The following is a 26,957-nucleotide window of genomic DNA, read 5'->3' as shown; positions in this document are numbered from 1 at the left end:
ATGGCTGGAGGTTCGGCTCAACGGCCTGTCCGCTGCTTTTGCTCCTCGGCCCTAAAGCCGGGCTTGTTCGCCTGCAGCAGCGCTTCGGGCAGTTCGATGAGGTTCGGACCCGCGGTGTAGAGCAGCGCGGCCTCGATCGGCCGGCCGGGAAAGATCACGCGCAGCGCCGCCGCATAGGCCGCCATCTGGCGGATATGGTGCGCCGGAGCTGCGGCCAGGTCGGCGGGGGCGCGACGGCCGGTCTTGAAGTCGACGACGAGGATGCGATCGTCGCTCACCAACAGCCGGTCGACCGTGCCGGCGATCACCTCGCCGTCGACGACCGCGGCAATCGGCGCCTCGGCCAGCGCTTCGGAGGAGAAGATCGCGGAAAAGCGCGGGTCGGCGATCACCCGGCAGGCGTCGTCGGCAAGCTGGCGGGCATAGCCGGCATCGTCGACTCCCGCCGAGCCCAGCAGCCAGCGTTCCGCCACGGTCGCGCGATCTGACGGTGCGATTCCGGGCAGCCGCTCGAACAGGGCGTGGAGCAGGGTGCCGCGCCGGGCCGCCTCGCGCAGGGCCGCCGACGGAGGAGGATCGGCTATGTCGTCGGTGCCGATCGAGGATGGCGCCAGCGGCCGGGATGGGCGTGCCTCGACCGGGGCGGGGGCCCGCAGCCAGGCCGGTTCGGCCAGCCGCGGCGCTTCGCCGCGCGGGCGAGCGGGTGCGGCGGCCGTGCCCGGCTGCACCGTGCCATGATAATGGCGCGCACTGGTCCACAGCTCGTCGTCAACAGGATCGCAGCCGAGGCCGGCCATCGCCTGGTCGACCGCCTGGTACCAGCTGGCGGCGGGCGGCACGCCTTTCGCTCTTATGCCGAGCGCGCCGCCGATCACCAGATGCTCCTGGGCGCGCGTCAGGGCGACATAGAGCAGCCGCCAATGCTCCTGCCGCTCGCGGATCCTGAGGGCTTCGGCGTCCTCGCGCAGCGCATCGACCATCTCGTTGCGGCGCGGGCGCAGGATCGGCACCGGCAGCGATTCGTCGTCGAGCGCCCAGTCCAGCCTGCGATCGGGGCTGAGATCGGGATCGGCCGTGGCGTCGGCGAGGATGACGAGCGGCGCTTCGAGGCCCTTCGAGCCATGGACCGTCATCACCCGCACCGCATCGAGCGGCGCGGAGGGGTCGCGGATGATCTCGACATCGCCGCGGTCGAACCAGTCGAGGAAGCGCTGCAGGCTGGCGGTGGCGGTGCCCTCGAACTGGAGCGCGGCGCCGAGCAGTTCCTCGATCGGATCGCGCGCCTCGGTACCCAGCCGGCGCAGCAGCTTGCGCCGGCCATCGAGCGGCCCGGTGAGCAGATGCTCCAGGAAGCGATAGGGCGTGGTGAAGTCGGCGCGGCCGAGGATGTCGTCGAGGGCCGCGATGGTAGCGGCATCGCCCGAAGCGCGCACCGCATCGATCAACGCGCCCTTGCGGCGAAAGGCGACGCGATAGAGCCGCTCCTGGTCCCAGCCGAACAGCGGCGATACCAGGAGGGCGGCGAGGCTCAGATCATCCTCGCGCTGGACCGCGAAGCGGATCGCGGCGAGGAGGTCCCTGACGCCGAGCGGCGCGGTCAGGCGCAGCCGGTCGACGCCGGCCACCGGCACTTTCTCCGCGTGGAGCCGCGCCACGATCAGCGAGGCAAGGTCGGCGCGCCGCCGCACCAGGATCAGGATGTCCTCGGGCCGGATCGGCCGCTTCTTGCTCGCGAGCCACAGCCGGTCGTCGATCCACTGCTTCACCTGTTTGGCGAGACGGGTGGCGTAGGCGCGGGTGGCGCTGTCGGCGAAGCCCTCCTCGCCCTCGTCGTCGATCGCCTCGTCATGCGCGAGCGGCCGCCACAGCGTGACGCGGCCGGGGATGTGGTGATGTGCGGCATGGCGCTCGGCGGGGTTGAACAGGCCCATCGTCTCATGGCCCAGATCGGTGACGAGCTGGTCGACCAGCTCGAGCACCGCCGGCGCGGAGCGAAAGCTCCGGTCGAGTGACAGGTCGCGAAATTCACGCTCGGCGTGGAGTGCCTTCAACGCGAACTGGAGCCGGGCTCGTTCGAACTCGCGCGGGTCGGTGCCCTGGAAGCCGAAGATCGCCTGCTTGAAATCGCCGACGGTGAAAAGGGTGCGGAGCACCTGGCCGCGCGCGCCCGCGCCGGCGAAGAATTCCTCGGCGATCCGGTCGACGATCGCCCATTGCGCGGCATTGGTGTCCTGCGCCTCGTCGACGAGAATGTGGTCGGTGCTCTGGTCGAGCTTGAAGCGCACCCAGTCGCCCATGCCGGGCGTGTCGAGCAGGCGCACCGCGGCGCGGATCAGGTCGTCGAAGTCGACCAGCCCGGCGCTGCGCTTCGCCTGCGCATAGGCGGCGGCATAGGCTTGGCCGGCGCGCAGGCCGGCGGCGATCGTCGCGGCGAGCGCGGCGCGGATGCGCAGCGACAGCAGCGCGCCGATCTGTTCGGCGAGCCTGCCGCAATGATCGACATAGAGCGGCTCGGCGTCGATCAGCTTCTGCGAATATTTGCGCGGCTCGCCCGATTTCGTCAGTGCGACGCCGATCAGATCGTCGAGCATCGCGGCGCGCGCTTTGGGCGAGGCAGCCAGGAAAGCGGCGACGATATCGGCATGCTCCAATCCGCTCTTGGTGCCCCAGGCGGCGTTGGCGGCGGCGAGCTTCTGCAGGCAATCGAGATCGAGTTCGGCGCAGCCCTTCTCGATCGCCTCCTCGACCTCGCCGAGCGGCGCGCCTAGCGCCCAGCGCAGCCGCGGTTCGATCGCCTCGCGCGCGCCGAGCCCGGCCAGCGCGTCGGGCGCGCGGGCGCAATCGAGCAGATAGGCTTCGACGCCGGCCTCGCCGAGGCGGAGGCTCAAGGCTTGCACGTCGCGGATCAGGGGAAGATCGCCGCCGCGGGTGGCGGCATCGAGCATGTCGGCGAGGGTGCGGCGCGCCAGGGCCGCTTCCTCGCGGCCTTCGATCGGGCGGAAGCCGGGGGTGAGCCCCGCCTCGGCCGGGAAGCCGGCAAGCAGCGTCTGGCAGAAGGCGTGGATGGTCTGGATGCGCAGCCCGCCGCCGGGCGCGTCGAGGACCCGCGCGAACAGCCGGCGCGCGCGCTTGAGCGCATCGGCATCGCTGTCCTCGCCCAGCCGGGTCAGGTCTTGCGCGAGCTTGCGGTCGTCCTTCAGGCCGGCCCAATGCGCCAGCCGGCGGTGGATGCGCTCGGCCATCTCGGCGGCGCCGGCCTTGGTGAAGGTCAGGCACAGGATCGATTCGGGCGCCGCGCCGCCGAGCAGCAGCCGCAGCACCCGTGCGGTCAGTACATGGGTCTTGCCGGTGCCGGCCGACGCGGACAGCCAGACGAGCTCGCGCGGGTCGGAGGCGTCGCGCTGCTGCGGCTGGAGCGGATCGAGCGGTTTCAGGCGCGCGCTCATGCCCCAGCTCCTTCGCCGCGGCCTGCGTCGACATCGCGGCCATACCATTCGTCGAGCCGCATCAGCTGGTCATAATCGGCATAGGGCGCATATTCGGGCGCGATCTTCGCGGTGAAGGGATCGCTGCCGGTCAGCCACCGCTCGACCGCCTGCCGCAATATCGCTTCGGCATGGGCGATGAAATCCTCGGGGGGAATGCCGCTCTTGCCGCCGGCCGGGCTGCGGACCTGCCCGAAGGAGTCCTTGTCCTTGGCGAGCGACCAATATTCGAAGGTCAGCGGCTTGCCCTGCACATCGTCGAACCCGCCGCGCGCGGCGATCAGCCCGAGCAGGCCGAGCTGCATCGCATAGCCGGCCTGGACCTGCGCGGCGCTGGGCGGCTTGCCGGTCTTGTAGTCGACGATCGCGAGCGTGCCGTCGGCGAGCCGGTCGATCCGGTCGACCTTGCCCTTGAGGGTGATGCCGGCGATGCTGGTCTCGCCATCGATCTCCGCCGCGATCGGCTTGCGGCCGGAGAGCGCGGCCTCGACCATCTGCGCGGCGACCCAGCGCAGCGCTTCCATCAGCCGGGGCTCCCACAGCGCACGCATCACCGGGTGCGCGGCCATGTCGGCAAGCATCGCCTCGGCGCGCGACAGCAGCCTGGCGGAATCGCAGCCGTCCTGCTTCATCCAGGCTTCGAACACTTCGTGGACCGCGGTGCCACGCCAGGCCGGGGTGGGATCGGCGTCGACGGCATCGAGCGGGCGCAGCCTGAGCATGGCATCGGCATAGAAGGCGAAGGGATCGGCCTGCAGCCGGTCGAGCTTGGTGACGGCGATGATGGTCGGGCGGTCGGCAACCGGCGGCGCCGGGGCGGGGCGCCTGTACCACAGCCGGTCGGCCGGGCGGTCGAGCGCCGCCGCCCAGCTCGGCAGGCGATGCTCGCGGGTCATGCCGCCGGTCATCGCTTCGAGCCGCAGCCAGAAGCGCGACGCTATGGTCGGCGCTCGGGCATCGCGCCGCGCGCGGGTGACGATCACCTCGGGCGCGCCCAGCGCCATCGCGAAGTCATGCGCCGACAGGCCGATGCGCCGCTCGAGGCCGCTCAGGCCCAGCTCGGCGCGGATGCGCGGGGCGAGCCAGGGGTCGGGGCTGGGCAGCGTCGGCCATATGCCCTCGTTGAGCCCGCCGAGCACCATCAGGTCGGCATGCTGGAGCCGCGCTTCGAGCAGGCCCCAGATCGACAGGCGCGGATGGCCGCCCTGCGGCGGGCGGACCGCGACCGCATCCATCATCAGGCGCAGGGTCGGGGCGAGGCTGGCCGGCTCGAACGCGGCCGGGCCGAGCGGGGCGGCGGCTTCGAGATCGGCGATCAGATCGGCGGCGGCGCGGCCGTCGGGACCCGACCAGCCGGCGTCGCCGGAGAGGGTGGTGACGGCCTCGCGCAGGGCGGCGAGCAAGTTTCCCAGAGTCCGTTCGTCCCGAGCGAAGTCGAGGGACGTTGGCCGGGCGGAGCGTGTCTCGACTTCGCTCGACACGAACGGAGCAGTAAATACCTGTTCCAGCGGCTCCAGCAGCGCTTTCACCTCGGCCCACCAGCTCTGTGCCGGCGCCCGCAGGCGTGCCGAATAGCGGTCGCCATCCGCCAGAAATCGCGTGATCCCGTCGAGGCCGGCGGGCGGGCGCGGCCCGCGCAGCGCCATGTCCAGCTTGCGCGCGCCATCCAGCCAGGCGCCACGGGCTTCGCCGCGGCGGACCAGCGGATGCTTGAGCAGGGCAAGCAACGGCACCGGCGCAAAGCCCTCGGCGGCGGCTTCGGCGATGGCGAGCAGCAGCGTGCCGGCGGGGGTCACCGACAGCGGCGTCCCGGCGCTGTCGTCGGCAACGATTCCCCAGCGCGCGAGATGCGCGGCGACGCGGCGCGCCAGGACGCGGTCGGGCGTCACGAGCGCGGCGGTGCGGCCCGGGGTCTCGATCGCCTCGCGCAGCGCCAGAGCAATCGTCTGCGCCTCCTCGGAAGGGTTGGCCAGTTCGATCGCGCGCACGCCGGTCAGGCGCCGCTCAGCCGGTGGCAAGCCATGCCATTTGTCGGTGAAGGCAGCGGGCGCCATCGCGTTGGCGATCGCCTTCGCCCGGATCGCGCGCGCGTCGCGTCCGCCGCCCCAGCGCCAGGTCTGGATCTCGTCGAGGCCGACGTGCATCTGGTCGAGCAGCAGCTTGAGCGCATATTGCGGATGGCTTTCGATCGGCCGCGGCGGCCGCGATCCGTCGTCGCGGGGCTGGTGCGGGCCGAGCGCCTCCCATTCCTCGCGCGGCGAGATGGTGTCGACGCCGGGCAGCACCACCATCCCCCGCGGCAGCCGCGCGACTATGCCGAGCAGTCTTGCCACGGCGGGCGTCGTGCTGCTGATGCCCGCCGCGATCACCGGGCCCGGGGGCGGGCTGGCGCGCCAGTTGCGGGCGACGCGGTCGAGCAGGCGGTTGCGGCGCTCGGCGAGGTCGATGCGGCCGCGCGCCTGGAGCAGCTGGGGCCAGCGCGTCAGGATCGCGTCGAGCATGTCGAGCGAGCGCTGCCAATGCTCCGACAGGTCGGGCAGATCGGCGAGGCCGCGCAGCTTCGACGGTGGCACCTGTTCGATCAGCAACTGGTCGAGGGTGCGTCCAAGCTCGCCCGCCAGGCGGATCGCCTCGCCGCCGTCGATCGGATCGCCGGCGGCGGCGCGCGCTTCGCCGGTCAGGCGGGCGAGGATCATCTGCCGTTCGAGCGGATCGATCGCGGGCGGAACAGGGTCTGCCTCGTCGGTGCCGATCGGATCGAGCAGCCCGCCAAGCCGTTCGTCGAGCTCTGGATCGCCGATCGCCACAAGCCGCGGAAGCAGCAGCCCACCCTCCGCACGACGCACGAAGGCATCGTTGATCGCGCGGGCGGCGCGGTTGTTGGGCACCAGGATCGCGGCCCGGGCCAGCTCCAGCGGATCGGGGCCATATTGCGCGATCAGGCCACCCGCGAGCGCGTCGGCGAAAGCGCGATGCGCGGGGATCGTGAAGACGGTGGGGGCGGTCATCGAGGCCACCTTAGGGCCAGTCGCTGTCGGATAGAAAGGGCGTCGACAGCGAACCGCTCGTCAACCGTCGCCCCAGCGAAGGCTGGGGTCCATGTCTGTCCTGCCTTGATGTGCCATCTGATAAGACGACAGAGATGGATGCCAGCCTTCGCTGGCACGACCCCTCATTTTTCAAGAGTGGGAGCTTAGCCGAACCCCAGTATGGCCTCGGTCTTGCCGATCGCGGGCGGCGTGCCGACGTCGAACCACAGGCCCTGGTGGGACAGACCATAAGCCCGGCCAGCGGCGATGGCGCGGTCCCACAGCAGGTTGAACGAGAAGGGGCCGTCCGGCAGGTCGGCGAACAGCCGCTTCGAGACGAGCTGCACCCCGGTGAACACGAAGGGCGCCACCTTGGCGGCCCGCCGCCTGCTGATGCGTCCGGCGGGGTCCATGTGGAAATCGCCGAGCCCGCTATGGCAGTTGGCGCGCGCCAGCGGCACCAGCAGCAGCAGCGCATCCATTTCCGCATCGTCCCAGCGGTCGGCGAGCAGCCGGATCGCATCGACCGGGCCGTCGATCCAGAGATTGTCGCTGTTGGCGATGAGGAAGCGCTCGTCGGCGATCAGCGGCAGTGCCTTGGCCACGCCGCCGCCGGTTTCCAGCAGCAGGCCGCGCTCGTCGGAAATCTGGACGTCCAGGTCGCCGGCCTTGCGCTTGAGGTGCGCCTCGAGCGAATCGGCGAGATAGTGGACGTTGACCACGACCCGGCCGATCCCTGCGCTGCGCAGCCGATCGAGGACATGGTCGAGCAGCGGCTTGCCGGCGACCTCGACCAGCGGCTTCGGGCGGGTCGCGGTCAGCGGGCGCATCCGCTTGCCAAGGCCCGCGGCCAGCACCATCGCGGTGCCGATCGGCGCCTGGACCGGGTTGGGGCGCAACGACATCGGCTTGGCGAAACTCATGCCGCGGTCCCTTGCCAATGCGCCGCCCGCGCCGCCGGCGGGACATGGGCGTCGAACCATGCCTGGACCGGCGCCAGCGCGGGATGCGCCAGATCGCGTTCCAGATAGGCCCACACGCGCGGCTGGAAGGCGAGGTAGCGGGGCTTGCCGTCGCGCTTCCACAGGCGCGTGAAGATGCCGAGGATCTTGGCGTTGCGCTGGGCGCCGAGCAGCGCATAGGCGGCGGCGTCGAACGGGCGGCGGGCGGCATAGCGCGCGATCATGGCCGCCTCCAGCGCATGTGGTACGTCGCGGCGCGCATCCTGGAGCAGCGAGACGAGGTCATAGGCGGCATGGCCGGCCAGCGCATCCTGGAAATCGAGCAGGCCGAGGCTGCCGTCGCCGAGCAGCATGATATTCTCGGCATGGTAATCGCGCAGCACGGTGATCGACTGGTCGGACGCGATCGGCGCAAGCGCTGCGTCCCATGCGGCCCGATAGGCGTCCGTGTCGCTGTCGAGCCCGACGGCGGGCATATACCACTCGGGGAACAACCCTGCCTCGCGCTGGTACACGGCCATGTCATAGGGCGGCAGGTCGCCGGGGCGGGCGGCGTGAAGATCGGCCAGCAGGTCGATCGCCTGCGCATAGATCGGGGTCTCCGCGGCGGGATCGGCTTCGATCACCTCCTTCATCCGGGCGTCGCCGAAATCCTCGAGCAGGATAAGCCCCCGGGCAAGATCCTCGGCGAGAATGCGCGGCGCGCGAAATCCGATTCGGTCGAGGTGGCGCGCTACGGCGAGAAACGGTCGGCTGTCCTCATGTTCGGGTGGCGCGTCCATCAGCACCGCGCTCTGCCCGTCGCGTTCGACGCGGAAATATCGGCGGAAGCTGGCGTCGCCGGCCAGCGGCAGGATCGCGGCACCACGCCAGCCGGCATCCTCCAGGAAGGCAGGGGCATGCGGGGGCGGAATCATCGGGGCGGCCATCGGCCTTCCCATGCCGCGGGCACGTGCCAAGTCAAGCGGCGCGCATCATCGCCGTCGCGCTCGATGCGGAGGCGGAGCGCATCGGGCCACAGCATAGCGCCCATCCGCTCGGGCCATTCGATCAGCAGCGCGCTGTCCTCACGCGCCTCGTCGAGGCCGAGCTCGACGATCTCGCCAGGATCGTCGATGCGGTAGAGATCGACGTGCCAGAGCGGCAGGCGGAGGTCCGGCGGGGCATAGGGGACGACGATCGGAAAGCTGGGACTGGGCACGTCGCCTTCGAAGCCCAGGGCCAGGATCAGGCCGCGCGCGAGGGTGGTCTTGCCGGCGCCGAGATCGCCATCGAGCGCGATCACGTCGCCCACGCGCACCAAGCCGGCCAGCGTCGCGCCGACGGCGCTGGTTTCGGCCGAGCCAGTCAGCCGCATGTCTGATCGGTCATCCCGTCGGAGGCCGGGATCTCGATAGGGGGGCGCGACATCGGCTCCGTCCCGGACGATCGAGACACCGGCCTCCGCCGGGGTGACGGAACGGGCGTGCGATACATCCTACAGCGCCGCCTCGCCGTGGCGGCGCGGCAGATGGATGGTCACGGTGGTGCCACGGCCCGGCTCGCTCTCCAGCGCGATCGAGCCGCCATGCGCCTCGACCAGCTGGCGGGTGAGCGGCAGGCCGATGCCGATCAGCTGCTTGCCGTCCTCGTTATTGGCGTCGATGCGCGGATAGCTGTCGAAAACCCGCGCGCGCTGAGCGGCATCCATGCCCTGGCCGGTGTCGGAGACCGTCCAGATGATCATGTCCTCGTCGCCATGGACGCGGATCGTGACGCGTCCCTGGGGCGGGGTGTAGCTGATCGCATTGCTCAGCAGATGATCCGCGATCTGGCGCAGGCGGCGCGGATCGCCACGCATCAGGCCGAGTTCGGGCTCGATGTCGACCAGCAGCGATACCGGCTTCGCCTTGGCCGCCTTGCTCGCCGAGGACACCGCCTCCCTCAGCACCACGCCGACGTCGACATGCTCCTCCGAGAGCGGGAGATTGCCGGCGGCGCCCTGAGTGAGGTCGAGCACGTCCTCGACCAGCGACCCTAGCCGCCCGACCGACGACAGGATCGCCTTGACATATTCGCCCGCCACCGGCGGCAGATCGCCCGCATAACCGGCGTCGAGCAGCTCGGCGAAACCGGCGATCGAGGTCAGCGGCACGCGCAGCTCGTAGCTCATATTGGCAACGAAGGCGGTCTTGAGCTTGTCGGCTTCCTCCAGCGCGTCGGCGCGGCCGCGCAGGGCCTCCTCGATCCCGCGCGAGGCGGTGATGTCGAGCAGGGTGAACAGCGCGTTGCCGTCGGGCAGCGGCACCACTGCGAAATCGAAATAGCGGCCGTCGGCGAGTGCCATCCGCCCGGTGCGGGCCTGGCGGTCGACGGTGGCGATGCGGACCAGGTCGCGCAGCAACTGCGCGCGCGAGGGGTCGGCGAGCTTGGCGGCGACCAGCTCGACCATCGCGTCGACGCGCAGATTCTGAGCGAGATCGGCGTCGGACAGGCCCCAGATGTCGCGGAAGCTCTGGTTCCAGATGTGTAGCCGCCCGTCGGACGCGAACACGCCGATCGCCTCGAACAGATTGTCGAAGGTCGCGGTCCTCACGCGCAGCAGCGTGTCGCGGGCGCTCGACAGCTGGACATGCTCGGTGCGGTCTTCGAAGAACAGCAGCAGGCCGCCATTGGGCAGCGGCTGCGCGACGACGCGCAGATGCTGGCCACCGGGCAGCATCCATGTCTCCTCGATCGCGTCGACCGCGTTGAACCAGCCGCGCCGCTCGGCCTTCCAGCCGGGAAAGTCGCGCGCTTCGGGCAGCCGCTGGGTTTCGCGCATCCGTTCGAGCACGCGATCGAACTCGGGGCGGTCGGCGAGCCATTCCGGGGCGAGCGAGAAGAACTGCAGGAAGGGCTGGTTGTAGAAGAGCAGGCTGCGATCGGGCGCGAACTGGGCGACGCCGGCCGACAGCCGGTCGAACAGTTCGCGCTGGGCCTCCTGGAAACGGCCGAGCTCGCCGCGGGTCTGCTCGAGATCCTGAATGTCGAAGGCGTAGCCGGCGACGCCATGCTCGCCCATCGGCACGTCCACGATCCGCATCGTCCGCCGCTGGCCGGAGAGCGTGACCGGCACGACATGGGTCTTGATGCGGCCGCTGTCGCGCGCGGCGAGCGCCGTCGCGCGCGGCGCACGGCCCTCGGCGGCGTCGATCAGTTCGATCCCGCGGGTGACGACATCCTCGGCGCTGGCGCCCTCGACCGCGGCGACATAGGCCGAATTGACCAGCGCCAGCTTGAGGTCGGGCCCGCGGTGCCACATCGGGAAAGGGGCGGCCTCGATCAGCGCCAGGCAGCTGTCTAGCGCATCGCTGATCGCCGTTGCCTCGGCCGAGAGACGGGCGATGGCGCCTTCGCTTTCGCTATTGTCGAACAGCCAGACGATCACGCCGTCACCGATCGGCGGCGTCGCCAGCCGGCCGCGCGCGAGCAGCACCCGATCGGTGCCGGCGAGATGGAGGGCCCGCTCGAACGGCCTTCCGGCCTGGATCGCGGCGGCGACATCGGCGGCGAGGCCTTCCGCGTCGACCACCGATATGCCGCCGACGCGGAGGTCCTGGCTGCCGGCCATGTCATCGATCGTGGCGGGCTGCCGGGCGAGGCCGAGCCAATGCGCGAGGCGGGCATCGCCGGCGACGCGGCCATCGAGCGAGACCCTGAACGGCACGGCCGGGGCGCTGGCGAGGAGGGCCGCCTGGCGCTCGATTTCGCGGGCGCGCGCCTTGGCGACGGCGTCGCGCCGCAGGCCCATGAGGATGGCCGCAACCGCCGCCGCGATCCACAGCGCGACGATGATCGCGAGCATCAGTGCGGCGACCGGGTCGAGCTGGATCATCTGCTGCATGGTCGACGCTTCTAAGGTCGGCATCGGCCTGCCGCAATGGCAACGGATGCAGCCGAAACGTCGCCACCTTCATTCCCGCGCCGGCGGGGATGAAGGTGGCGGTATCGGATATTAGTAGCGGTAATGGTCCGGCTTGAACGGGCCTTCGGTGCTGACGCCGATATAGCCCGCCTGCTTGGGGGTGAGCTTGGTCAGCTTGACGCCGAGCTTCTCGAGGTGGAGCGCCGCCACCTTCTCGTCGAGATGCTTGGGCAGGACATAGACCTGGTTCTTGTAGGTCTCGCCCCGGGTCCACAGCTCGATCTGGGCGAGCGTCTGGTTGGTGAAGCTTGCCGACATCACGAAGGACGGGTGACCGGTCGCGCAGCCCAGGTTCACCAGCCGGCCCTTGGCGAGGATGATGATCTGCTTGCCGTCGGGGAAGGTCACCAGGTCGGTGCCGGGCTTGACCTCGTTCCACGCATAGTTGCTCAGCGCCGCGATCTGGATCTCGCTGTCGAAATGGCCGATGTTGCACACGATCGACATCGGCTTCATCGCCGCCATATGCTCGGCGGTGATGACGTCGGCATTGCCGGTGGCGGTGACGAAGATGTCGGCGCGGGTCACGGCCTCTTCCATCGTCACGACCTCGAAGCCCTCCATCGCCGCCTGCAGCGCGCAGATCGGATCGACCTCGGTGACCATCACGCGCGCGCCGCCGTTGCGCAGCGACTGGGCCGATCCCTTGCCGACATCGCCGAAGCCGGCGACGCAGGCGACCTTGCCGGCGAGCATCACGTCGGTGGCGCGGCGGATCGCGTCGACCAGCGATTCCTTGCAGCCATAGAGATTGTCGAACTTCGACTTGGTGACGCTGTCGTTGACGTTGATCGCGGGGAACGGAAGCTCGCCCTTCTTGGCGATCTCGTAGAGGCGGTGAACGCCGGTGGTGGTCTCTTCCGAGACGCCCTTCAGATTCTTGACGGTCTCGGTCAGGTAGCCGGGGCGGCGGGCGATGAACGCCTTGAGCGCGCGCTGGAACTCGACTTCCTCGTCATTTTCCGGCTCGGCGAGCGTCGCGCCCGCCTCGAGCTTGGCGCCCCACAGCGCGAACATGGTGGCGTCGCCACCGTCGTCGAGGATGATGTTGGCGGTCTCGTCGCCCCAGTCGAAGATCGAACCGACATAGTCCCAATAGTCGGCCAGGCTCTCGCCCTTGATCGCGAACACGGGCACGCCGGTCGCGGCAATGGCGGCGGCGGCGTGGTCCTGCGTCGAGAAGATGTTGCAGGTCGCCCAGCGTACCTGCGCGCCCAGCGCGGTCAGCGTCTCGATCAGCACGGCGGTCTGGATCGTCATGTGCAGCGAACCGGTGATGCGCGCGCCCTTCAGCGGCTGCGACGGGCCGAACTCGGCGCGCAGTGCCATCAGGCCGGGCATCTCGGTTTCGGCGATGTTGATCTCCGCGCGGCCGAACTCGGCGAGGCTCAGATCGGCGATGACATAATCGTTGAATTCAGTCGCAACGGCGGTGGCCACCTTGCTTCTCCTTGGGGCTGTGGCAGCCGGAGTCACCGGCGGCGATGCTCGCGGCCTTAGCGGCAGGGGGTCGGGAATGCAAATATAAAGATATCTTTATATCCGCTGCCACATAAGAAAGGAGCGTCCGGCCAGGGTCGATCAGCGCCCCAGTTCCGCCATCGCCTCATGCCCGCAGATCCCGCCGGGCAAGACCGGATTCAGGCCCTGGCGGGCGGCGATCATTTCGAGGCCTTCGCCGGAATTGGCCATCAGCGCCGCTTCTGCCGCTATGCTGCGCGCATCGTCGCACGTGTCGGCATTGGTGCGGCCGGCGCCATAGGCGTTGGCGAGCGAGGTAGCGAAACGGTCATAGGCGGTCTGGCCATAGACCGGCCCGGCCGTGCCGATGAAGAAGGCCTTGAGCCGGTCGTTGGCGGCGCCGATCGCTGCGCGGTTGCCGCGCACAAAGGCGTTATAGTTCGCCGAGATGTCGAAGCCGGTGGCCTGGCAGCGCAGCGTCTCGACCATCAGGAAGGTCTGGAGATCGCGGATATGTGCGGCGCTAACATGCTCCGCCGACCAGCAGCCGGCCGTGACCGGTGATGCCGCTGTCAGTATCGCGGTTACCGCGCACAGGATATTTCGCATCGGAGAACGCCTCGCCTCGCTGCCGGCTGCCCCCGTCGAGCCGCCAGACCATCAGCAAAGCTGCGCGATATTCTTTTCCTTAAGATTGAAGGTTTTGGTTAACGCCCAGGCGAACTCTTTTGAAATCAGTACGTTACCGGAATGAAATAGCTGGTGGGCGCTTTGTAGGTCGACCCGTCACGCCTGGCCGCTGGTGGCGGCGAGCAGGCGCGGGTCGATGCCGGCACGCCGCATCGCCAGCTCCCAGCGGCGCGGCGCGTCATTCTCGAACAGCAGCTCGTCGTCGCCGGGAGTCGCCAGCCAGCCATGGCGCCGCATCTCCTGGTCGAGTTGCCCCTCGCCCCAGCCGGCATAGCCGAGCGCGACCAGCCAGCGCTTCGGGCCCTGACCCTCGCTGATTGCGCGCAGCACGTCGAGCGTCGAGGTCAGCCCCCAGCGCTCGCCGACCTGGAGGGTGTCGCCGCCCGCCCAGTCGGTGCCGTGAAGGACGAAGCCGCGTTGCGGCTCGACCGGACCACCGACATGGATCGCGCAGTCGGGCGCTGCTCCCGGCGGAATGTCGAGCTGGTCGAGCAACTGGTGCAGGGTGATGCCGGGCAGCAGCCGGCCGACCCCGACGCCGAGCGCGCCATGCTCGTCATGGGCGCACATCGCGATCACCGCCTTGGCGAATCGCGGATCGCTGATGCCGGGCATGGCGAGCAGATATTGTCCGCTGAGAGAGGCTGGCGCATCCATCGCCAACTTTTATAGTCCTGCCGATGACGACGCAATCGGGGGAAGAGGCAGGCGCGCCAGGCCGAGCCGTGATGACGGTGGTAATCCCGGCCTATGGGGTTGGCTCGATGCTCGCCGACGCGATCGAATCGGTGATCGCGCAGGACCGGGCCGACTGGACCGTGATCGTGGTCGATGACGGCGACGCGCGGGTGGCGGAGCATGTCGCGCCCTATCTCGACGATCCCCGGATAAATTTCCTCCAGACCGATAATGGCGGGCTGCCGATGGCGCGCAACCGCGCGATCGCCGCGGCGGACACGTCCTATGTCGCGCTGCTCGACGGCGACGACATGCTCGAGCCTGATTTCGTCTCGGCGATGGTCGCGGCGATCGAAGCCTCGCCGCGGATCGGCTTCGCGACCGGTGACGCCGTCTTCTTCGGCGCCGACCGGGTGGGCGAGCGCTTCTCGGCCTATTGCCCGCAGATCCTGCCCGCGACGCTGGAGCGGGTCATCCGCCGCGAGTTCAACATATTCGGCCTGACCGCGATGCGCCGCGAGGCGATACAGGCCATTGGCGGCTTCGATGCCGGGCTCAAGTCCTCCGAGGACCTCGACGCCTGGATCCGGCTGCTCGCGGCCGGCTGGGACCTCGCCTATGTGCCGCGCCCGCTGGCCCGCTACCGCCGCCGCGAGGGGCAGATGTCGGGCAACACGGCGGTGATGCTGCGCACCGCCCATGCGGTGATGGACAAGGCGCGACACTATCTCGCCGGCCAGCCGGAAGCGGCCGCGGCGGACGAGATGTGCGCGCGGATCGAGCGGGATATGGCGATCGAGGACGGCTTCCGGCGCGTCGCCGCCGGCCAGGTGCGCGCCGGCGTCGCCGACCTGATCCGCCTTGGTGTCGGCACTCGCAGCCCACGCTGGCGCAAGGCGCTCTGGCTGATGCGGATGGCACCCTTCCTGGCACCCTGGCTGCTGCGGCTACGCGAGCGGGTCTAGAACGCGCTTGGGAAGAACGGCTGGTGGTATTAGTCCATAAACTGCAACATGATCCGATTAGCCGCACATCGGACAAACACGAGGACAACATATGACGATCGCCACCGGAGCCCGAATTCCCGCCGCCAGCTTCAGGAAGATGACCGCCGAGGGCCCGGCCGAGGTCACCAGCGACGCGCTGTTCGGCGGCCGCACCGTGGCGCTGTTCTCGGTGCCCGGCGCCTTCACCCCGACTTGCTCGGCGCGCCACCTGCCCGGCTTCATCGACAAGGCCGAGGCTATCCTGGCCAAGGGTGTCGATGAGATCGTCTGCACCGCGGTCAACGATGCCTTCGTGATGGACGCCTGGGGCAAGTCCGCCGGCGCCGGAGGCAAGGTGACGATGCTCGCCGACGGCAATGGCGAGTTCGTCAAGGCGCTCGGCCTGACGATGGACGGGACTGCCGCCGGCATGGGCCTGCGCGGGCAGCGTTTCTCGATGATCGTCAAGGACGGCGTCGTCACGACCCTCAATGTCGAGGCGCCGCGCGATTATAATGTCAGCAGCGCCGAATATATGCTGGGGCAGCTCTGACGCCACTGCCGCACAGGAGGGACGCCTGTTTGCCATCTGCCCAGAGCCTGGCCATCGTCGAACAGCTCGACGCAATCTACCGCACATCGGTCTCCTGCCTTCGCGCCGCGCTGAACCTGTACATCCAGAGCGGCGCGCGGCCCGATCCCGCGCTGCGCGGCAACGGCGCCTTCGCCTATCCCGAGATCAGGCTGCGCTATGACGGCGCGCGGGACCCGGGCCCGCTCGGCCGCGCCTATGGGCGGCTCCAGGCGGCCGGCGACTATGCGATCGCCGTCACCCAGCCATCGCTGTTCGCGCCCTATCTCGCCCAGCAGATCGACCTGCTGATCGACGATTATGGGGTCACCGTGGAAGCCGGTGTCAGCACCACCGAGATCCCCTATAACTATGTGCTCGACGCCGGCGAGGATCTCGACCTGACCGGCGCCTCGCCAGTCGATCTGGCGCGGATCTTTCCTTCGACCGAACTGGCGCAGATCGGCGACGAACTCGCCGACGGCCTCTGGGTCCATGACGGCGACAGCCCGCGCCCGCTCGCGCTGTTCGATGCCCCGCGCGTCGATTTCAGCCTGGCCAGGCTCCGCCATTACACCGGCACGCCGCCGGGCCACGTCCAGGACTATATCCTGTTCACCAACTATCATCGCTATGTCGACGAGTTCGTCCACTGGGCGATCGACCAGCTCGACGGCGACAGCCGCTATACGCTGCTGAGCGGCGCGGGCGGCGTCGAGGTGCGGCCCGGCGATCCCGATCCGCGCGCCGCCATCGCCGACAGCGCGTGGCGGCGGCACCAGATGCCGGCTTATCATCTGGTCGCGCCCGACCGGTCGGGGATCACCCTCGTCAACATCGGCGTCGGTCCTTCCAATGCCAAGACGATCACGGATCATCTTGCGGTGATGCGGCCGGCCGCCTGGCTGATGATCGGCCATTGCGGCGGGCTGCGCCCCAGCCAGCGCATCGGCGACTATGTCCTCGCCCATGCCTATCTGCGCGACGACCATGTCCTCGACAGCGTGCTGCCGCCCGAAATCCCGATTCCGGCCATTGCGGAGGTGCAGCAGGCGCTGACCCACGCCGCCGAGATCGTCTCCGGCGAGAGCCGCGAGCAGCTCAAGCTCAGGATGCGCACCGGTACGGTGGTGACTTCGGACGATCGCAACTGGGAGCTGCGCTACACCGCCTCGGCGTTGCGCTTCAGCCAGAGTCGGGCGGTCGCGATCGACATGGAGTCGGCGACGCTCGCGGCCCAGGGCTATCGCTTCCGTGTCCCCTATGGCACGCTGCTGTGCGTTTCCGACAAGCCGATCCATGGCGAGATCAAGCTGCCCGGCCAGGCCAACCGCTTCTACGAACGCGCCATTGCCGAGCATCTCCAGATCGGCATCGCGGCGGTCGATCAGCTGCGCGGCGAGGGAGCACGCCTGCACAGCCGCAAATTGCGCGCTTTCAACGAGCCGCCTTTCCGCTGAACCCCCGCTAGATCGTTTCTTCCAGTTCCTCGGCGCTCGTCACGCGGTCCCGGCCGTCGAGTTTGGAACGATAGAGCGCCCGGTCTGCGCGCGCGAGCAGGGCGGCCAGCGAGATATCGCCCGGACGCAGGCCGGTGACGCCGAAGCTGGCGGTCATCGTGATCCTGGCGGGGCCGTCGACCGGCATCGCGGCGATGTCGCGACGGATGCGCTCGACGACGTCCAGCGCGTTGTGGGCGCGGGTGTTGACGAGCAGCAGCGCGAACTCCTCGCCCCCTATCCGGCCGATCAGGTCGCCGCGCCGGATAAGGCGTTCGAGTCTGGTCGCAAAATGGCGCAGCGCCCGATCGCCGTTATTATGGCCGTGGCGGTCGTTGATCGCCTTGAAGTTGTCGATGTCGGCGATCACCACGGCGAGCGGTTGGCGCTGGCGCTGGGCGTTGCGGATCGCCCGCTCGGCAGAATCCTCGAAGCCGCGGCGATTATAGATGCCGGTCAATATGTCGGAGGTCGCCAGCTGCCGCATGGTCTCCGCCAGGTCCGCGGCGACCAGGAAGACCGAAAAGATGCCCACGCCGATGAAGGCCAACGGATAGAGCAGCAATAGCAGGGTGTGGACGATCATCAGGCTTTCGCTATAGCCGGCGGGGCCTTCGCCAAGCGTGACCCCCGCAGCTGCGAAGTCGATCGCGGCGAACATGATCAGCATCATCGCGACCGATCGCTCGGGCGGCGGGGCGGCCTTCAACGACCGCGCGACATTGGCGGCGCTGATCACCAGCATCGCGCCGCCAAAGAACAGCCACGCCGCTTCGCGCACGCCGCGATGATGGATGGCGAAGGTCAGGCCGGTGATCAGCGCTCCTGCGGCGCATGCCGCGAGCAGCAGCGGCAGCAGCCGCGCGCTCGCACGCGCTCGCGCGACGAAGCCGACCGCGATCAGCGCGTTCGAGAGGCAGCTCAGGCCGGCGACAAGCGCGAACAGCAAGACGTCGTCGGCCGCATAGAGCCGCATCAGCAAGCTGAAGAACCACTCTCCGGTGGCGATGGCAAATGCGATCGCCCAGATCAGTGCATGGCGCGGCCTGCCGAAGCTGTACCACGCGATCAGCATCACCGCCGCGAGCATCGCAGCGATGAAGGTCAACGCAATGATGTGGACCATCGCTGCCGTCATCGAGTCCCAAACACAACAAAGCCGAACGGCAAAGGCAGAACACGCCTTCGACGGTCGACACAATTCGATGTCGAATGGATCGCTGCACTGCAGCAGGCGGTTACAAAAGGCAATAGTCTACAACGAGTGCCACGCTCCGTTTCCGGTCATTCGCGCCATTTTGGAGTTTATTTCTGAAAGATTCCAGTGTTTCGCCCCTGCAGCAGTCAACCGTTTCTTGGCCAGTTCGAGTTCCAGGTCGCGGAAGCGGGCCGCTGCCGAATCGCTCCGGCAGCGGCTTCTTGCTCACCAGCCGCAGCGCTGTCCCTTGTTCTGCGCGTTAAGCCACCCGATGAGTGGCTTGAAATAGGCAAGCATTGCGGAGCCGTCGATCCGACGGCTGCCGGTGAACGCCTCGAGCGCGTCGGGCCAGGGCTTCGATGCCCCCATCGCCAGCATCGCGTTCAGTTTTTCGCCGACCTGCTTGTTGCCATAGAAGGAACAGCGATGCAGCGGTCCCTTCCAGCCGGCCTGGTCGCACGCGGCCTTGTAGAACTGGAACTGGAGGATGCGGGCCAGGAAGTAACGCGCATAGGGCGTGTTTCCCGGAATATGATATTTGGCGCCGGGATCGAACGCGTCGGCGTCGCGCGCCACCGGCGGGGTGATCCCCTGATATTGCAGGCGCAGGTCGGTCCACGCCTTCTCGTAGTTCGCCGGCTGGATCGCGCCGCTGAATACGCCCCAGCGCCATTTGTCCATCAGCAGCCCGAACGGCAGAAACGCTACCTTGTCCATCGCCTGGCGCAGCAGCAGGCCGATATCCTTGTCCGCGCTCGGCACGGAGGCGGGGTCGAGCAGGCCGATCTTCACCAGATAATCGGGCGTGATCGACAGCGCGACGAAATCCCCGATCGCCTCATGAAAGCCGTCATTGGCACCGTTCATGTAGAGATAGGGCTGCTTGTTGTAGGCGCGCTGATAATAGTTATGGCCAAGCTCGTGGTGGATCGTGACGAAGTCGTCCGACACCAGCTTCGTGCACATCTTGATGCGCAGATCGTCCTTGTTGTCGATATCCCAGGCGGAGGCGTGGCAGACGACTTCGCGATCACGCGGCTTGGTGATCTGCGATCGCGTCCAGAAGGTCTCGGGCAGCGGTGCGAACCCCAGCGACGAATAGAAGCCCTCGCCCGTCCGGACCATCTTCACCGGATCATATTTCTTCGCGACCAGCAGGTCGCCGATGTCGTAGCCGATGTCGCCGGCGCCCTTCGGCGCGACGACATCATAGATGTTGCCCCATTCCTGCGCCCACATATTGCCGAGCAGGTCGGCGCGGATTGGTCCGGTCTTCGCCTGGACGGCGTCGCCATATTTCGCGTTGAGCCGGGCACGGGTGTAGCAGTGGAGCGCGTCGTAGAGCGGCTTCACTTGAACCCAGAGCTTGTCCATCATCCTGGCGAAGTCGTCGGCGGGCATGTCGTAGCCCGCACGCCACATTGCCCCCAGATCCTTGTAGCCGAGATCGACCGCGCCCTTGTTCGCGATCTCGACCAGCTTGGCATAGTCGCCCTTCATCGGCCGGCCGACATTGTCGTGCCAGCTGACCCACATCTCCCTGAGTTCCGCCGGGTTGCGGTTCTTGCCCATCTCTGCCTCGATATCCGAGCCGTCGATGTCCTGGCCGCGCAGGGTCCCCCTGCCCTTGCCATAAGCGGACTGGAGCCGCGTCGCGATGTCGTTGAGCTCGCGGGCCGCGCCGGGCGTGTCGGGCGCGGGCAGGGTGATGCTCTGCTTCAGCATGTCGAGCTTGCGGCGGGTGTCGTAGCTCAGCCCCTTGAGCTCGTCGAAGCGCGCCGCGCCCTTGGCGAGGCGCACCTGCATCTCAGTCTGGTCGGCGCCGACCTTCGCGTTGACCGCGTCGGTATCGTCGGTGATGTAGGTGGCGTTGATCCAGGCCACCTGCGCTGCGAAGATGCCGTAGTCGTCGAGCTCCTTTTCGGCGGCCGCGACGAAGGCGTCCGCATCGGCCGTGGTGGCAGGCGCGGCAAGCGGGGCGGCTGCGCCGGGACCTTGCGCGGCGGCAGGTGCGGTCGCCAGCAGGACAGCGAGAGCAAGCGCGGACGATGCCGCCTTGATTGCAGATTTCATGGAATGATCCCTCGGTGAAGCGGTTGTGCTGACAGCATTGTCACCAGCCACCGGGGAACGGTCAAGCAGTGTATTGGCCCGCTGATACGCTATCGAAACCAGTCTGCGACCGCATCGCCGAACTGCGGCAGCGTCACCACGCTCATATGATTGCCCGGCACCTCGACCAGCGCGGCATTGGGCAGCGCATCGGCCAGCGCCCGTGCCGAGCCATTGTCGCGGTCCTCGGCACCTGTCAGGATCAGGATCGGCAGTTCGAACTCGGTGAGTGCCGCGCGCGGGATCGCGGGGAAGTGATCGAGCAGCAGGAGCAGCGCCCTGGCATCGCCGCCGGTGGTCTTGAGAAAGGCCTCGGCCATCCATTCCGACGAGAATTTCTGATGGGTGCCGGCGCCTTCCAGCACCGAGCGGAAGAATTCCACCCGGTCGCCGAGATCGAGCAGCCCCTCGAGTCCCATGCCCGCAAGCATCGCCCTGGCCGGACGAGCGCCGCGCAACAGCATGCGCGCGGCGGTGCGGGCGCCGAGCGAGTAGCCGCCGAGATCGTAGCTGCCGGGCGCGAGCCCCAGCTGTTCGATCAGCGCCAGATTGTCATTGGCGAGGATGTCGTGGCTGTAGCCGCCGGCGTCGTGCGGCTTCGCGCTTTCGCCATGCGCGCGCAGATCAGGCATGATCACCCGCCGCCCTTGCGCCACCAGTTTGGCGGCATGGCCATAGCGTATCCAGTTGGTGGCGGCGTTCGAGAACAGCCCGTGAATCAGGATCAGCGGCCGCGCATCGGCCGCCCCCATCTCGTGCCATGCCATCGCCGCGCCGTCGGCGCCCGCGAAGCTGTGGGTGGTGATCTCAGTCGGGGAGTTTGCCAACGGCCTTCATCCAGCGGTCGACGATCGCCGCATTGTCGTCGGTGCGGTAGCGCGGCAGGCCGCGCGTGTCGATCCACGCCTCGTGCAGCCCCTCCGCACCGCTATGATGCGACGGCGCGAAGCGCGACGGATCGTCGAAGCTGCCGATCGTGAGGTCGCAATTCTCGCTGTCCGGAAACTCGAACCCAAGTGGCGTGCCGCAGGTCGAGCAGAATGGCCGGCGCGCGATCGGCGAGCTGTGGTAGAAGTCGGGTTCGCTTTCCCACCGCACTGCCGTCTTCTTCAGGTTGAGGAAGGCGATCGAGACGCCGCCGGTGGCGCGCTGGCACATCCGGCAATGGCAGAGATAGGCCTCCGCCGAGTCGATGTCGGCGCGGTAGCGGATGCGGCCGCATTGGCAGCCGCCGGTCATGGTTTCGCTCATCCGGCTAAGATGGACCGAAATCGCGCCGCTCGTAAATCGAGCTTGGGCGAGATGCCCCGTCCGTGGGATAGTCGCAGCGATATTTCGAAAGGCATGGCCATGACCAAGACGATGCAATTTTCGCTCGCACCCGAAAAGCTTTGGCAGGCGATCAACCCGTGGACCTTATATCAGCAGGGCGCGCGGTTCGGCCTGATCAACATCGATCTGGGCCAGACGCCCCATCCAGAGATCGAGCAGGAGATACTGGACGAGGTGGGCAGCTACGGCCGCCAGCTCGGCCGGATCGGCGACGCGATCGAGATATTGATCAAATATGCGGATCTGTCGCGAATGGATGATGAGGAGAAGGAGGCGATTAAGATCCTCGAAGGTCAGCTCGCGCAGGTGAGCCAGATCAAGCGGCGCGGACAGGCGACACCCTCCGCATAGCGCCGCGCCTCGGCCGCCGTGCGGATCGCCGGCGCGCCGAGGGCTGAGCAGCGGTGAGAGCGCGACGATCGCGACGGGCGACCATCGTTGGGTTGGCAGGCGGATGCCGAAATCTCGTCCTCGTCACCCCAGCGAAAGCCGGGATCTCCCTTCCCCCTTTGTAGGGAGAAGGAAGACAGATTTCAGCTTTCGCTGGAATGACGCCAAGGGTCCGCTGCCTATCCCTTCTTCAGGTGACGTCGGCCGAGCAGCTCGGCGATCTGGACCGCGTTGAGCGCGGCACCCTTGCGCAGGTTGTCGGAGACGCACCACAGCACCAGGCCGTTTTCCACCGTCGGGTCCTCGCGGACGCGGCTGACGAAGGTGGCGAAGTCGCCGACGCACTCGACCGGGGTGACGTAGCCGCCGTCCTCGCGCTTGTCGACGAGCATCACCCCGGGCGCCTCGCGCAGGATCTTCTGCGCGTCCTGGGCCGGCAGCTCGTTTTCGAACTCGATGTTGATCGCTTCGGAATGGCCGACGAACACGGGTACGCGGACGCAGGTGGCGACGACCTTGACCTTGGGGTCCAGGATCTTCTTGGTCTCGACGACCATCTTCCACTCTTCCTTGGTGAAGCCGTCGTCGAGGAAGCTGTCGATGTGCGGGATCACGTTGAACGCGATCTGCTTGGTGAATTTCTTCGGCGTCGCGGGATCGCCGACGAAGATGTTGCGGCTCTGCTCGAACAGCTCGTCCATGCCTTCCTTGCCGGCGCCCGACACCGACTGGTAGGTCGACACGACGACGCGCTTGATCGTCGCGGCATCGTGCAGCGGCTTGAGCGCGACTACCATCTGCGCGGTCGAGCAATTGGGGTTGGCGATGATGTTGCGCGCCTTGTAGCCGTCGATCGCCTCCGGGTTCACCTCGGGCACGATCAGCGGCACATCCGGGTCCATCCGGTAGAGCGAGCTGTTGTCGATCACGGTGCAGCCCGCTGCGGCTGCCTTGGGCGCATAGATCTTGGTGGCCGTCGATCCGATCGCGAACAGCGCGATGTCCCAGCCGGTGAAGTCGAAATGCTCGATATTCTGGACTTTGAGCATCTGGCCGGTCTCGCCGAACTCGATCTGGTCGCCCTGCGACCGTGCGGAGGCGAGCGCGGCGATCTCGTCGATCGGGAATTCGCGCTCGGCGAGGATGTTCAGCATTTCGCGGCCCACATTGCCGGTGGCACCCGCGACGACGACACGATAGCCCATGATATTGTCTTCCTTGTTAAGGCGTCATCCCGGCGGAGGCCGGGATCTCAGGAGGCTGACGAGACCCCGGCCTCCGCCGGGAGACGCCTCATGTTGGTGATGAACCCGAATGGATAAACAAACGGCCGGTCTCCCTGGGGAGCCGGCCGCTTGCGAGGTTTGGTTTGGTTGCCTGGTCGATCAGGCTTCCTGGGCCTCGGCGGCCGGTTTATTGTCGCGGCGCTCCGCAATTCGCGCCGATTTACCGGTGCGGCCACGCAGATAGTATAGCTTCGCGCGACGCACGACGCCCTTGCGGACGACTTCGATCGAATCGACGTTCGGCGAATAGAGCGGGAAGACGCGCTCGACGCCCTCGCCGAAGGAAATCTTGCGCACGGTGAACGAGCTGCCCATGCCCCTGTTCGAACGCGCGATGCACACTCCTTCGTAATTCTGGACGCGGGTGCGCTCGCCTTCGACGACCTTCACGCCGACGCGGAGCGTGTCACCGGGACGGAAATCGGGAATCGACTTCGATTCCTTGAACTTGGCAATCTGCTCGGCTTCGAGCGTCTGGATGAGGTTCATGGCTCATCGCTCCTTCTTCTGTCGCCGCGCGCCAGAGGGAGACTTGACCCGAGCGCCCTCATGGCGCTCCCAAAGGTCCGGCCTCCTTAGCCTTGTATCGGTCTCGGCCATCGACTTGCGCCATGCCTCGATCCTCGCATGATCCCCAGATCGCAGCACCTCGGGGATCGTGCGCCCTTCCCACTCAGCAGGTCGGGTATAATGCGGATATTCGAGCAGCCCCGTTTCGAAGCTCTCGTCATCCCCGCTATCGGGGGCGCCCATTACCCCGGGAAGCAGCCTTATGCAAGCATCGAGCAGCACCATCGCGCCCATCTCGCCGCCCGACAATATATAGTCGCCGATCGAGACCGGCTCGATCGGCCGCGCCTCGAACAACCGCTCGTCGATTCCCTCGAAACGGCCGCAGAGAATCGTGACGCCGGGGCCGGCGGCGATTTCGCGCACGCGGGCCTGGGTAAGCGGAGCGCCACGCGGCGTCATCGCGAGAACCGGAGAGTCCGGCTGGCGATCGAGGGCGTGATCGACCGCACGCGCGAGGATGTCGGCGCGCATCACCATGCCCGCCCCGCCGCCCGCAGGCGTGTCATCGACCGAGCGATGCCTGTCGGTGGTGAAGTCGCGGATCTGGACCGGCTCGCATGCCCATTTGCCCTGGGCGAGCGCGCGGCCCGCCAGCGAGACGCCGAGCGGGCCAGGGAACATCTCGGGATAGAGGGTGAGGATGGTGGCGGCGAAGGTCATGCCGGCAAAGTCCAGTTCTCAACCTTTAGACCGGGCACGTCCGCGAAGTGCGCCACATTGTCCGTAACAACGACAAGCTCGTGCGACAGGGCATGCGCGGCGATCAGCCGGTCATAGCTGGCGCGCCGAAATGGGAGCGACGCATAGGTCATCGCCGCCTTCAGGTCGAAATCTAGCACCGGGACTTCTTCGAGAAATGCTTTTAGCTGCTCCAAGGCAGGCGGCTTTCCCTGTGCCGAGCCATAGGCGACTTCGGCCAGCGCGATGGCGGAGGTGACTAGGTCACCGTCGTCGCATTCGGCGGCGCGGGCGCGCAGCACATGCCCGGACGCCATCGCAAGGCGGATGATGATGTTCGAATCGAGGAGATATTTCACCCGCGTTCGTCACCCGCGTCGTCAGCTCCCCATAGCGGCCGTTCGTCGAACGTCCGATCGGCCGCATCGATGAGCTGCAGGTCGGTGGCCGAACCCCACACCTTGTCGATCGCGAACTTCCGCTTCGGCGTTTCGACGGGCCAGAACTCGTAATGCTGGTTGTCCTCAACCCTGAGTTCCATTTCGACGCCGGGTTCAAGCCCGAGCCCTGCCGGCAAACGCAGCGCCAGGGAATTGCCCGACTTGAAGGTGCGCGTCCGAAGATGCTTGATTTCCCGCGGCTTCAGCTCCGGCATTGAGCCAGCAATGCTTTCCAGAGAGATTCGCTTTACTTCCGTCACGGCTTATTATCCGATGTATATACAACGCGTATATACTACAGAACCCGCTTCGCGACAATGTCTGTGCAGATCGCCAGCAGCGCCCCCGCGACGAGCAGCATCGCCAGCATAACGCCCCATCCACCGATCATGAAGGCATCCCGCGTCATCAGCAGCGCGCCGAACAGGATCGCGGGCGGCAGCACCACCTGCGCGGTGGCGGCGGCGAAGCGGACCTGGAGCGGCAGGCCGCGCTTGCGCGTGCGCACCACGCCATAGGCGATGATCACCAGATAGACCGCGCCGATGGTCAGGAAGATGGCGGCAGGGTTCATTCGACGAACTCCGGGTCGATCAGCAGGCGATCGGGCTCGATCGTGACGGCCTTTGCGACGGGGACCATGAAGCGCTTGCCGTCGGGCTTCTCGATCTCGAGCACGTCGCCGGCACCGAAATCGTCGATCATGACCGCCGTGCCGACCGGCTCGCCCGCGGCAAGGCAGGGCAGGCCGATCAGGTCGACATGATAATATTCGCCTTCGCCCAGTGGCGGGAGCGCCGACCGCGCTACACCGAGCTCGGTGCCGCGCAGCGCCTCGGCGGCGTTACGGTCGGTGACCTCGGCGAAGCGCGCAACGGCGCCCGCCCCGGCTGGCCGGAGCGATTTGAGCGTGAAGGTTCGCCCGGCGCCCGAAAGCGACGGATAGGCCTTGAGGTCCTCGCTCAGCAGCTTGAGCCGCACCTCGCCCGTCACGCCATGTGCGCCGATGATGACGGCCAGCGTGATCGGGCGATCGGCGGTCATGCCGGCTTAAGCCTCGCTGCTTTCCTCGACAGCGGCTTCCTCGGCGGGAGCTTCCTCGGCGACTGGCGCCGGAGCTGCGGCCGCCTCGGCAGCGGCGTCGAGCTTGGCCTGGCGCTCCTCGGCACGCTCCTTGGCCTTCTCGCCGGGGACGCCCTTGTTCGGGTTGCTGCGGGCAGGGCGTTCCTTGACGCCGGCGGCGTCGAAGAAGCGGGCGACGCGATCGGTCGGCTGTGCGCCGACCGACAGCCAATGCTTGGCGCGCTCGGTGTCGAGCACGACGCGGTTGGCGTCATCCTTGGCGAGCAGCGGGTTGTACGACCCGATCTTCTCGATGAAGGCGCCGTCGCGCGGGCTGCGCGAATTGGCGACGACGATACGATAATAAGGACGCTTCTTGGCGCCACCACGGGCGAGACGGATCGATACGGACATTCGGGAAGTTCCTTTCTGGTAATCTGACGTAAGTGCTTATTTCTTCTTCATGAAATTCTGGAAACCGGGGGGCAGGCCCTGGGGATTGCCGGGCAGGCCGGGAAGACCGCCGCCGCCCGCCATCGGCGGCATGCCGCCGCCCCCGCCGAGCAGGCCGCCCAAGCC

General features: G+C 67.7%; 25 protein-coding genes. 4 read left to right on the top strand and 21 right to left on the bottom strand.

From position 1 onward, the window contains the following. Positions 1 to 17 precede the first annotated feature (17 nt). The 9 genes from addA to AC1DPF_RS11765 all read right to left on the bottom strand — a co-directional run bounded on the left by addA (position 18) and on the right by AC1DPF_RS11765 (position 14,230). Positions 18 to 3,446: a double-strand break repair helicase AddA gene (gene addA, locus AC1DPF_RS11805; protein ID WP_477961507.1), complete on the bottom strand. Its 3,429-nt coding sequence runs from the start codon at positions 3,444 to 3,446 to the stop codon at positions 18 to 20. Further along, entirely contained in the window at positions 3,443 to 6,493 is a 3,051-nt protein-coding gene (gene addB / locus AC1DPF_RS11800; protein ID WP_477961505.1) for a double-strand break repair protein AddB, read from the bottom strand. Before addB ends, addA begins: the two co-directional genes overlap by 4 nt. 185 nt (positions 6,494 to 6,678) lie before the next feature. Then, entirely contained in the window at positions 6,679 to 7,437 is a 759-nt protein-coding gene (locus tag AC1DPF_RS11795; RefSeq protein WP_477961503.1) for a nucleotidyltransferase family protein, read from the bottom strand. Next, a complete protein-coding gene (locus AC1DPF_RS11790) occupies positions 7,434 to 8,393 on the bottom strand; it encodes an aminoglycoside phosphotransferase family protein (RefSeq protein ID WP_477961625.1) in 960 nt (319 codons plus the stop codon). The genes AC1DPF_RS11795 and AC1DPF_RS11790 overlap by 4 nt, the downstream gene beginning before the upstream one ends. Beyond that, positions 8,390 to 8,833 (bottom strand): tRNA (adenosine(37)-N6)-threonylcarbamoyltransferase complex ATPase subunit type 1 TsaE, encoded by a 444-nt coding sequence (gene tsaE / locus AC1DPF_RS11785; protein ID WP_477868178.1) that lies wholly within the window; start codon positions 8,831 to 8,833, stop codon positions 8,390 to 8,392. Before tsaE ends, AC1DPF_RS11790 begins: the two co-directional genes overlap by 4 nt. Positions 8,834 to 8,953: 120 nt before the next feature. Then, positions 8,954 to 11,341: a sensor histidine kinase gene (locus tag AC1DPF_RS11780; protein WP_477961623.1), complete on the bottom strand. Its 2,388-nt coding sequence runs from the start codon at positions 11,339 to 11,341 to the stop codon at positions 8,954 to 8,956. Positions 11,342 to 11,452: 111 nt separating this feature from the next. Then, positions 11,453 to 12,862 (bottom strand): adenosylhomocysteinase, encoded by a 1,410-nt coding sequence (gene ahcY / locus AC1DPF_RS11775; RefSeq protein WP_477961501.1) that lies wholly within the window; start codon positions 12,860 to 12,862, stop codon positions 11,453 to 11,455. A gap of 141 nt (positions 12,863 to 13,003) precedes the next feature. Next, positions 13,004 to 13,492: a hypothetical protein gene (locus tag AC1DPF_RS11770; protein ID WP_477961499.1), complete on the bottom strand. Its 489-nt coding sequence runs from the start codon at positions 13,490 to 13,492 to the stop codon at positions 13,004 to 13,006. 177 nt (positions 13,493 to 13,669) lie between these two features. Continuing rightward, a complete protein-coding gene (locus AC1DPF_RS11765; protein ID WP_477868184.1) occupies positions 13,670 to 14,230 on the bottom strand; it encodes a YqgE/AlgH family protein in 561 nt (186 codons plus the stop codon). Positions 14,231 to 14,253: 23 nt separating this feature from the next. Between AC1DPF_RS11765 and AC1DPF_RS11760 the strand changes: the two genes are divergently transcribed. The 3 genes from AC1DPF_RS11760 (at position 14,254) to AC1DPF_RS11750 (ending at position 17,268) form a co-directional block, all read left to right on the top strand. Next, complete coding sequence (locus AC1DPF_RS11760; protein ID WP_477961497.1) at positions 14,254 to 15,216, top strand: glycosyltransferase family A protein; 963 nt, start codon at positions 14,254 to 14,256, stop codon at positions 15,214 to 15,216. A 91-nt stretch (positions 15,217 to 15,307) separates the two neighbouring features. Then, a complete protein-coding gene (locus AC1DPF_RS11755) occupies positions 15,308 to 15,790 on the top strand; it encodes a redoxin family protein (RefSeq protein ID WP_477868188.1) in 483 nt (160 codons plus the stop codon). A gap of 29 nt (positions 15,791 to 15,819) precedes the next feature. Continuing rightward, positions 15,820 to 17,268 (top strand): AMP nucleosidase, encoded by a 1,449-nt coding sequence (locus AC1DPF_RS11750; RefSeq protein WP_477868190.1) that lies wholly within the window; start codon positions 15,820 to 15,822, stop codon positions 17,266 to 17,268. A gap of 7 nt (positions 17,269 to 17,275) precedes the next feature. Here the strand turns inward: AC1DPF_RS11750 and AC1DPF_RS11745 are convergent, their stop codons facing one another. The 4 genes from AC1DPF_RS11745 to AC1DPF_RS11730 form a co-directional block, all read right to left on the bottom strand. Continuing rightward, complete coding sequence (locus tag AC1DPF_RS11745) at positions 17,276 to 18,445, bottom strand: GGDEF domain-containing protein (RefSeq protein WP_477961495.1); 1,170 nt, start codon at positions 18,443 to 18,445, stop codon at positions 17,276 to 17,278. 285 nt (positions 18,446 to 18,730) lie between these two features. Beyond that, positions 18,731 to 20,578 (bottom strand): M2 family metallopeptidase, encoded by a 1,848-nt coding sequence (locus AC1DPF_RS11740; RefSeq protein WP_477868194.1) that lies wholly within the window; start codon positions 20,576 to 20,578, stop codon positions 18,731 to 18,733. Positions 20,579 to 20,667: 89 nt separating this feature from the next. Next, positions 20,668 to 21,444 (bottom strand): alpha/beta fold hydrolase, encoded by a 777-nt coding sequence (locus AC1DPF_RS11735; protein WP_477868196.1) that lies wholly within the window; start codon positions 21,442 to 21,444, stop codon positions 20,668 to 20,670. Further along, a complete protein-coding gene (locus AC1DPF_RS11730; RefSeq protein ID WP_477961493.1) occupies positions 21,425 to 21,868 on the bottom strand; it encodes a GFA family protein in 444 nt (147 codons plus the stop codon). Before AC1DPF_RS11730 ends, AC1DPF_RS11735 begins: the two co-directional genes overlap by 20 nt. Positions 21,869 to 21,967: 99 nt before the next feature. On the opposite strand from AC1DPF_RS11730, the gene AC1DPF_RS11725 reads away from it, so the two are divergent. Beyond that, positions 21,968 to 22,300 (top strand): hypothetical protein, encoded by a 333-nt coding sequence (locus AC1DPF_RS11725; protein ID WP_477961491.1) that lies wholly within the window; start codon positions 21,968 to 21,970, stop codon positions 22,298 to 22,300. A 218-nt stretch (positions 22,301 to 22,518) separates the two neighbouring features. On the opposite strand, the gene AC1DPF_RS11720 is transcribed toward AC1DPF_RS11725, so the two are convergent. The 8 genes from AC1DPF_RS11720 to rpsP form a co-directional block, all read right to left on the bottom strand. Next, positions 22,519 to 23,544 carry an aspartate-semialdehyde dehydrogenase gene (locus AC1DPF_RS11720; protein WP_477868202.1) on the bottom strand — a complete coding sequence of 342 codons (1,026 nt, stop codon included), beginning with the start codon at positions 23,542 to 23,544 and terminating at the stop codon, positions 22,519 to 22,521. Positions 23,545 to 23,724: 180 nt separating this feature from the next. After that, complete coding sequence (gene rplS / locus AC1DPF_RS11715) at positions 23,725 to 24,114, bottom strand: 50S ribosomal protein L19 (RefSeq protein ID WP_340314310.1); 390 nt, start codon at positions 24,112 to 24,114, stop codon at positions 23,725 to 23,727. Between the two features lie 3 nt (positions 24,115 to 24,117). After that, positions 24,118 to 24,858, bottom strand: coding sequence for a tRNA (guanosine(37)-N1)-methyltransferase TrmD (trmD, locus tag AC1DPF_RS11710; RefSeq protein WP_477868205.1), 741 nt, complete (start codon positions 24,856 to 24,858; stop codon positions 24,118 to 24,120). Beyond that, a complete protein-coding gene (locus tag AC1DPF_RS11705) occupies positions 24,855 to 25,235 on the bottom strand; it encodes a PIN domain-containing protein (protein ID WP_477868207.1) in 381 nt (126 codons plus the stop codon). Before AC1DPF_RS11705 ends, trmD begins: the two co-directional genes overlap by 4 nt. Continuing rightward, positions 25,232 to 25,531 (bottom strand): hypothetical protein, encoded by a 300-nt coding sequence (locus tag AC1DPF_RS11700; protein WP_477868209.1) that lies wholly within the window; start codon positions 25,529 to 25,531, stop codon positions 25,232 to 25,234. Before AC1DPF_RS11700 ends, AC1DPF_RS11705 begins: the two co-directional genes overlap by 4 nt. A gap of 80 nt (positions 25,532 to 25,611) precedes the next feature. After that, positions 25,612 to 25,890, bottom strand: coding sequence for a hypothetical protein (locus AC1DPF_RS11695; RefSeq protein WP_477868211.1), 279 nt, complete (start codon positions 25,888 to 25,890; stop codon positions 25,612 to 25,614). Beyond that, positions 25,887 to 26,360, bottom strand: a complete 474-nt coding sequence (gene rimM / locus AC1DPF_RS11690) for a ribosome maturation factor RimM (RefSeq protein ID WP_477868213.1) — start codon at positions 26,358 to 26,360, stop codon at positions 25,887 to 25,889. The genes AC1DPF_RS11695 and rimM overlap by 4 nt, the downstream gene beginning before the upstream one ends. A gap of 6 nt (positions 26,361 to 26,366) precedes the next feature. Next, on the bottom strand, positions 26,367 to 26,792 hold the full coding sequence (rpsP, locus tag AC1DPF_RS11685; protein ID WP_477868215.1) for a 30S ribosomal protein S16: 426 nt from the start codon (positions 26,790 to 26,792) through the stop codon (positions 26,367 to 26,369). Between the last annotated feature and the right edge of the window lie 165 nt (positions 26,793 to 26,957).

The sequence above is a fragment of the Rhizorhabdus sp. P4_G6 genome (genome assembly GCF_056401045.1).
This window is presented reverse-complemented; position numbering and strand designations above follow the sequence as displayed.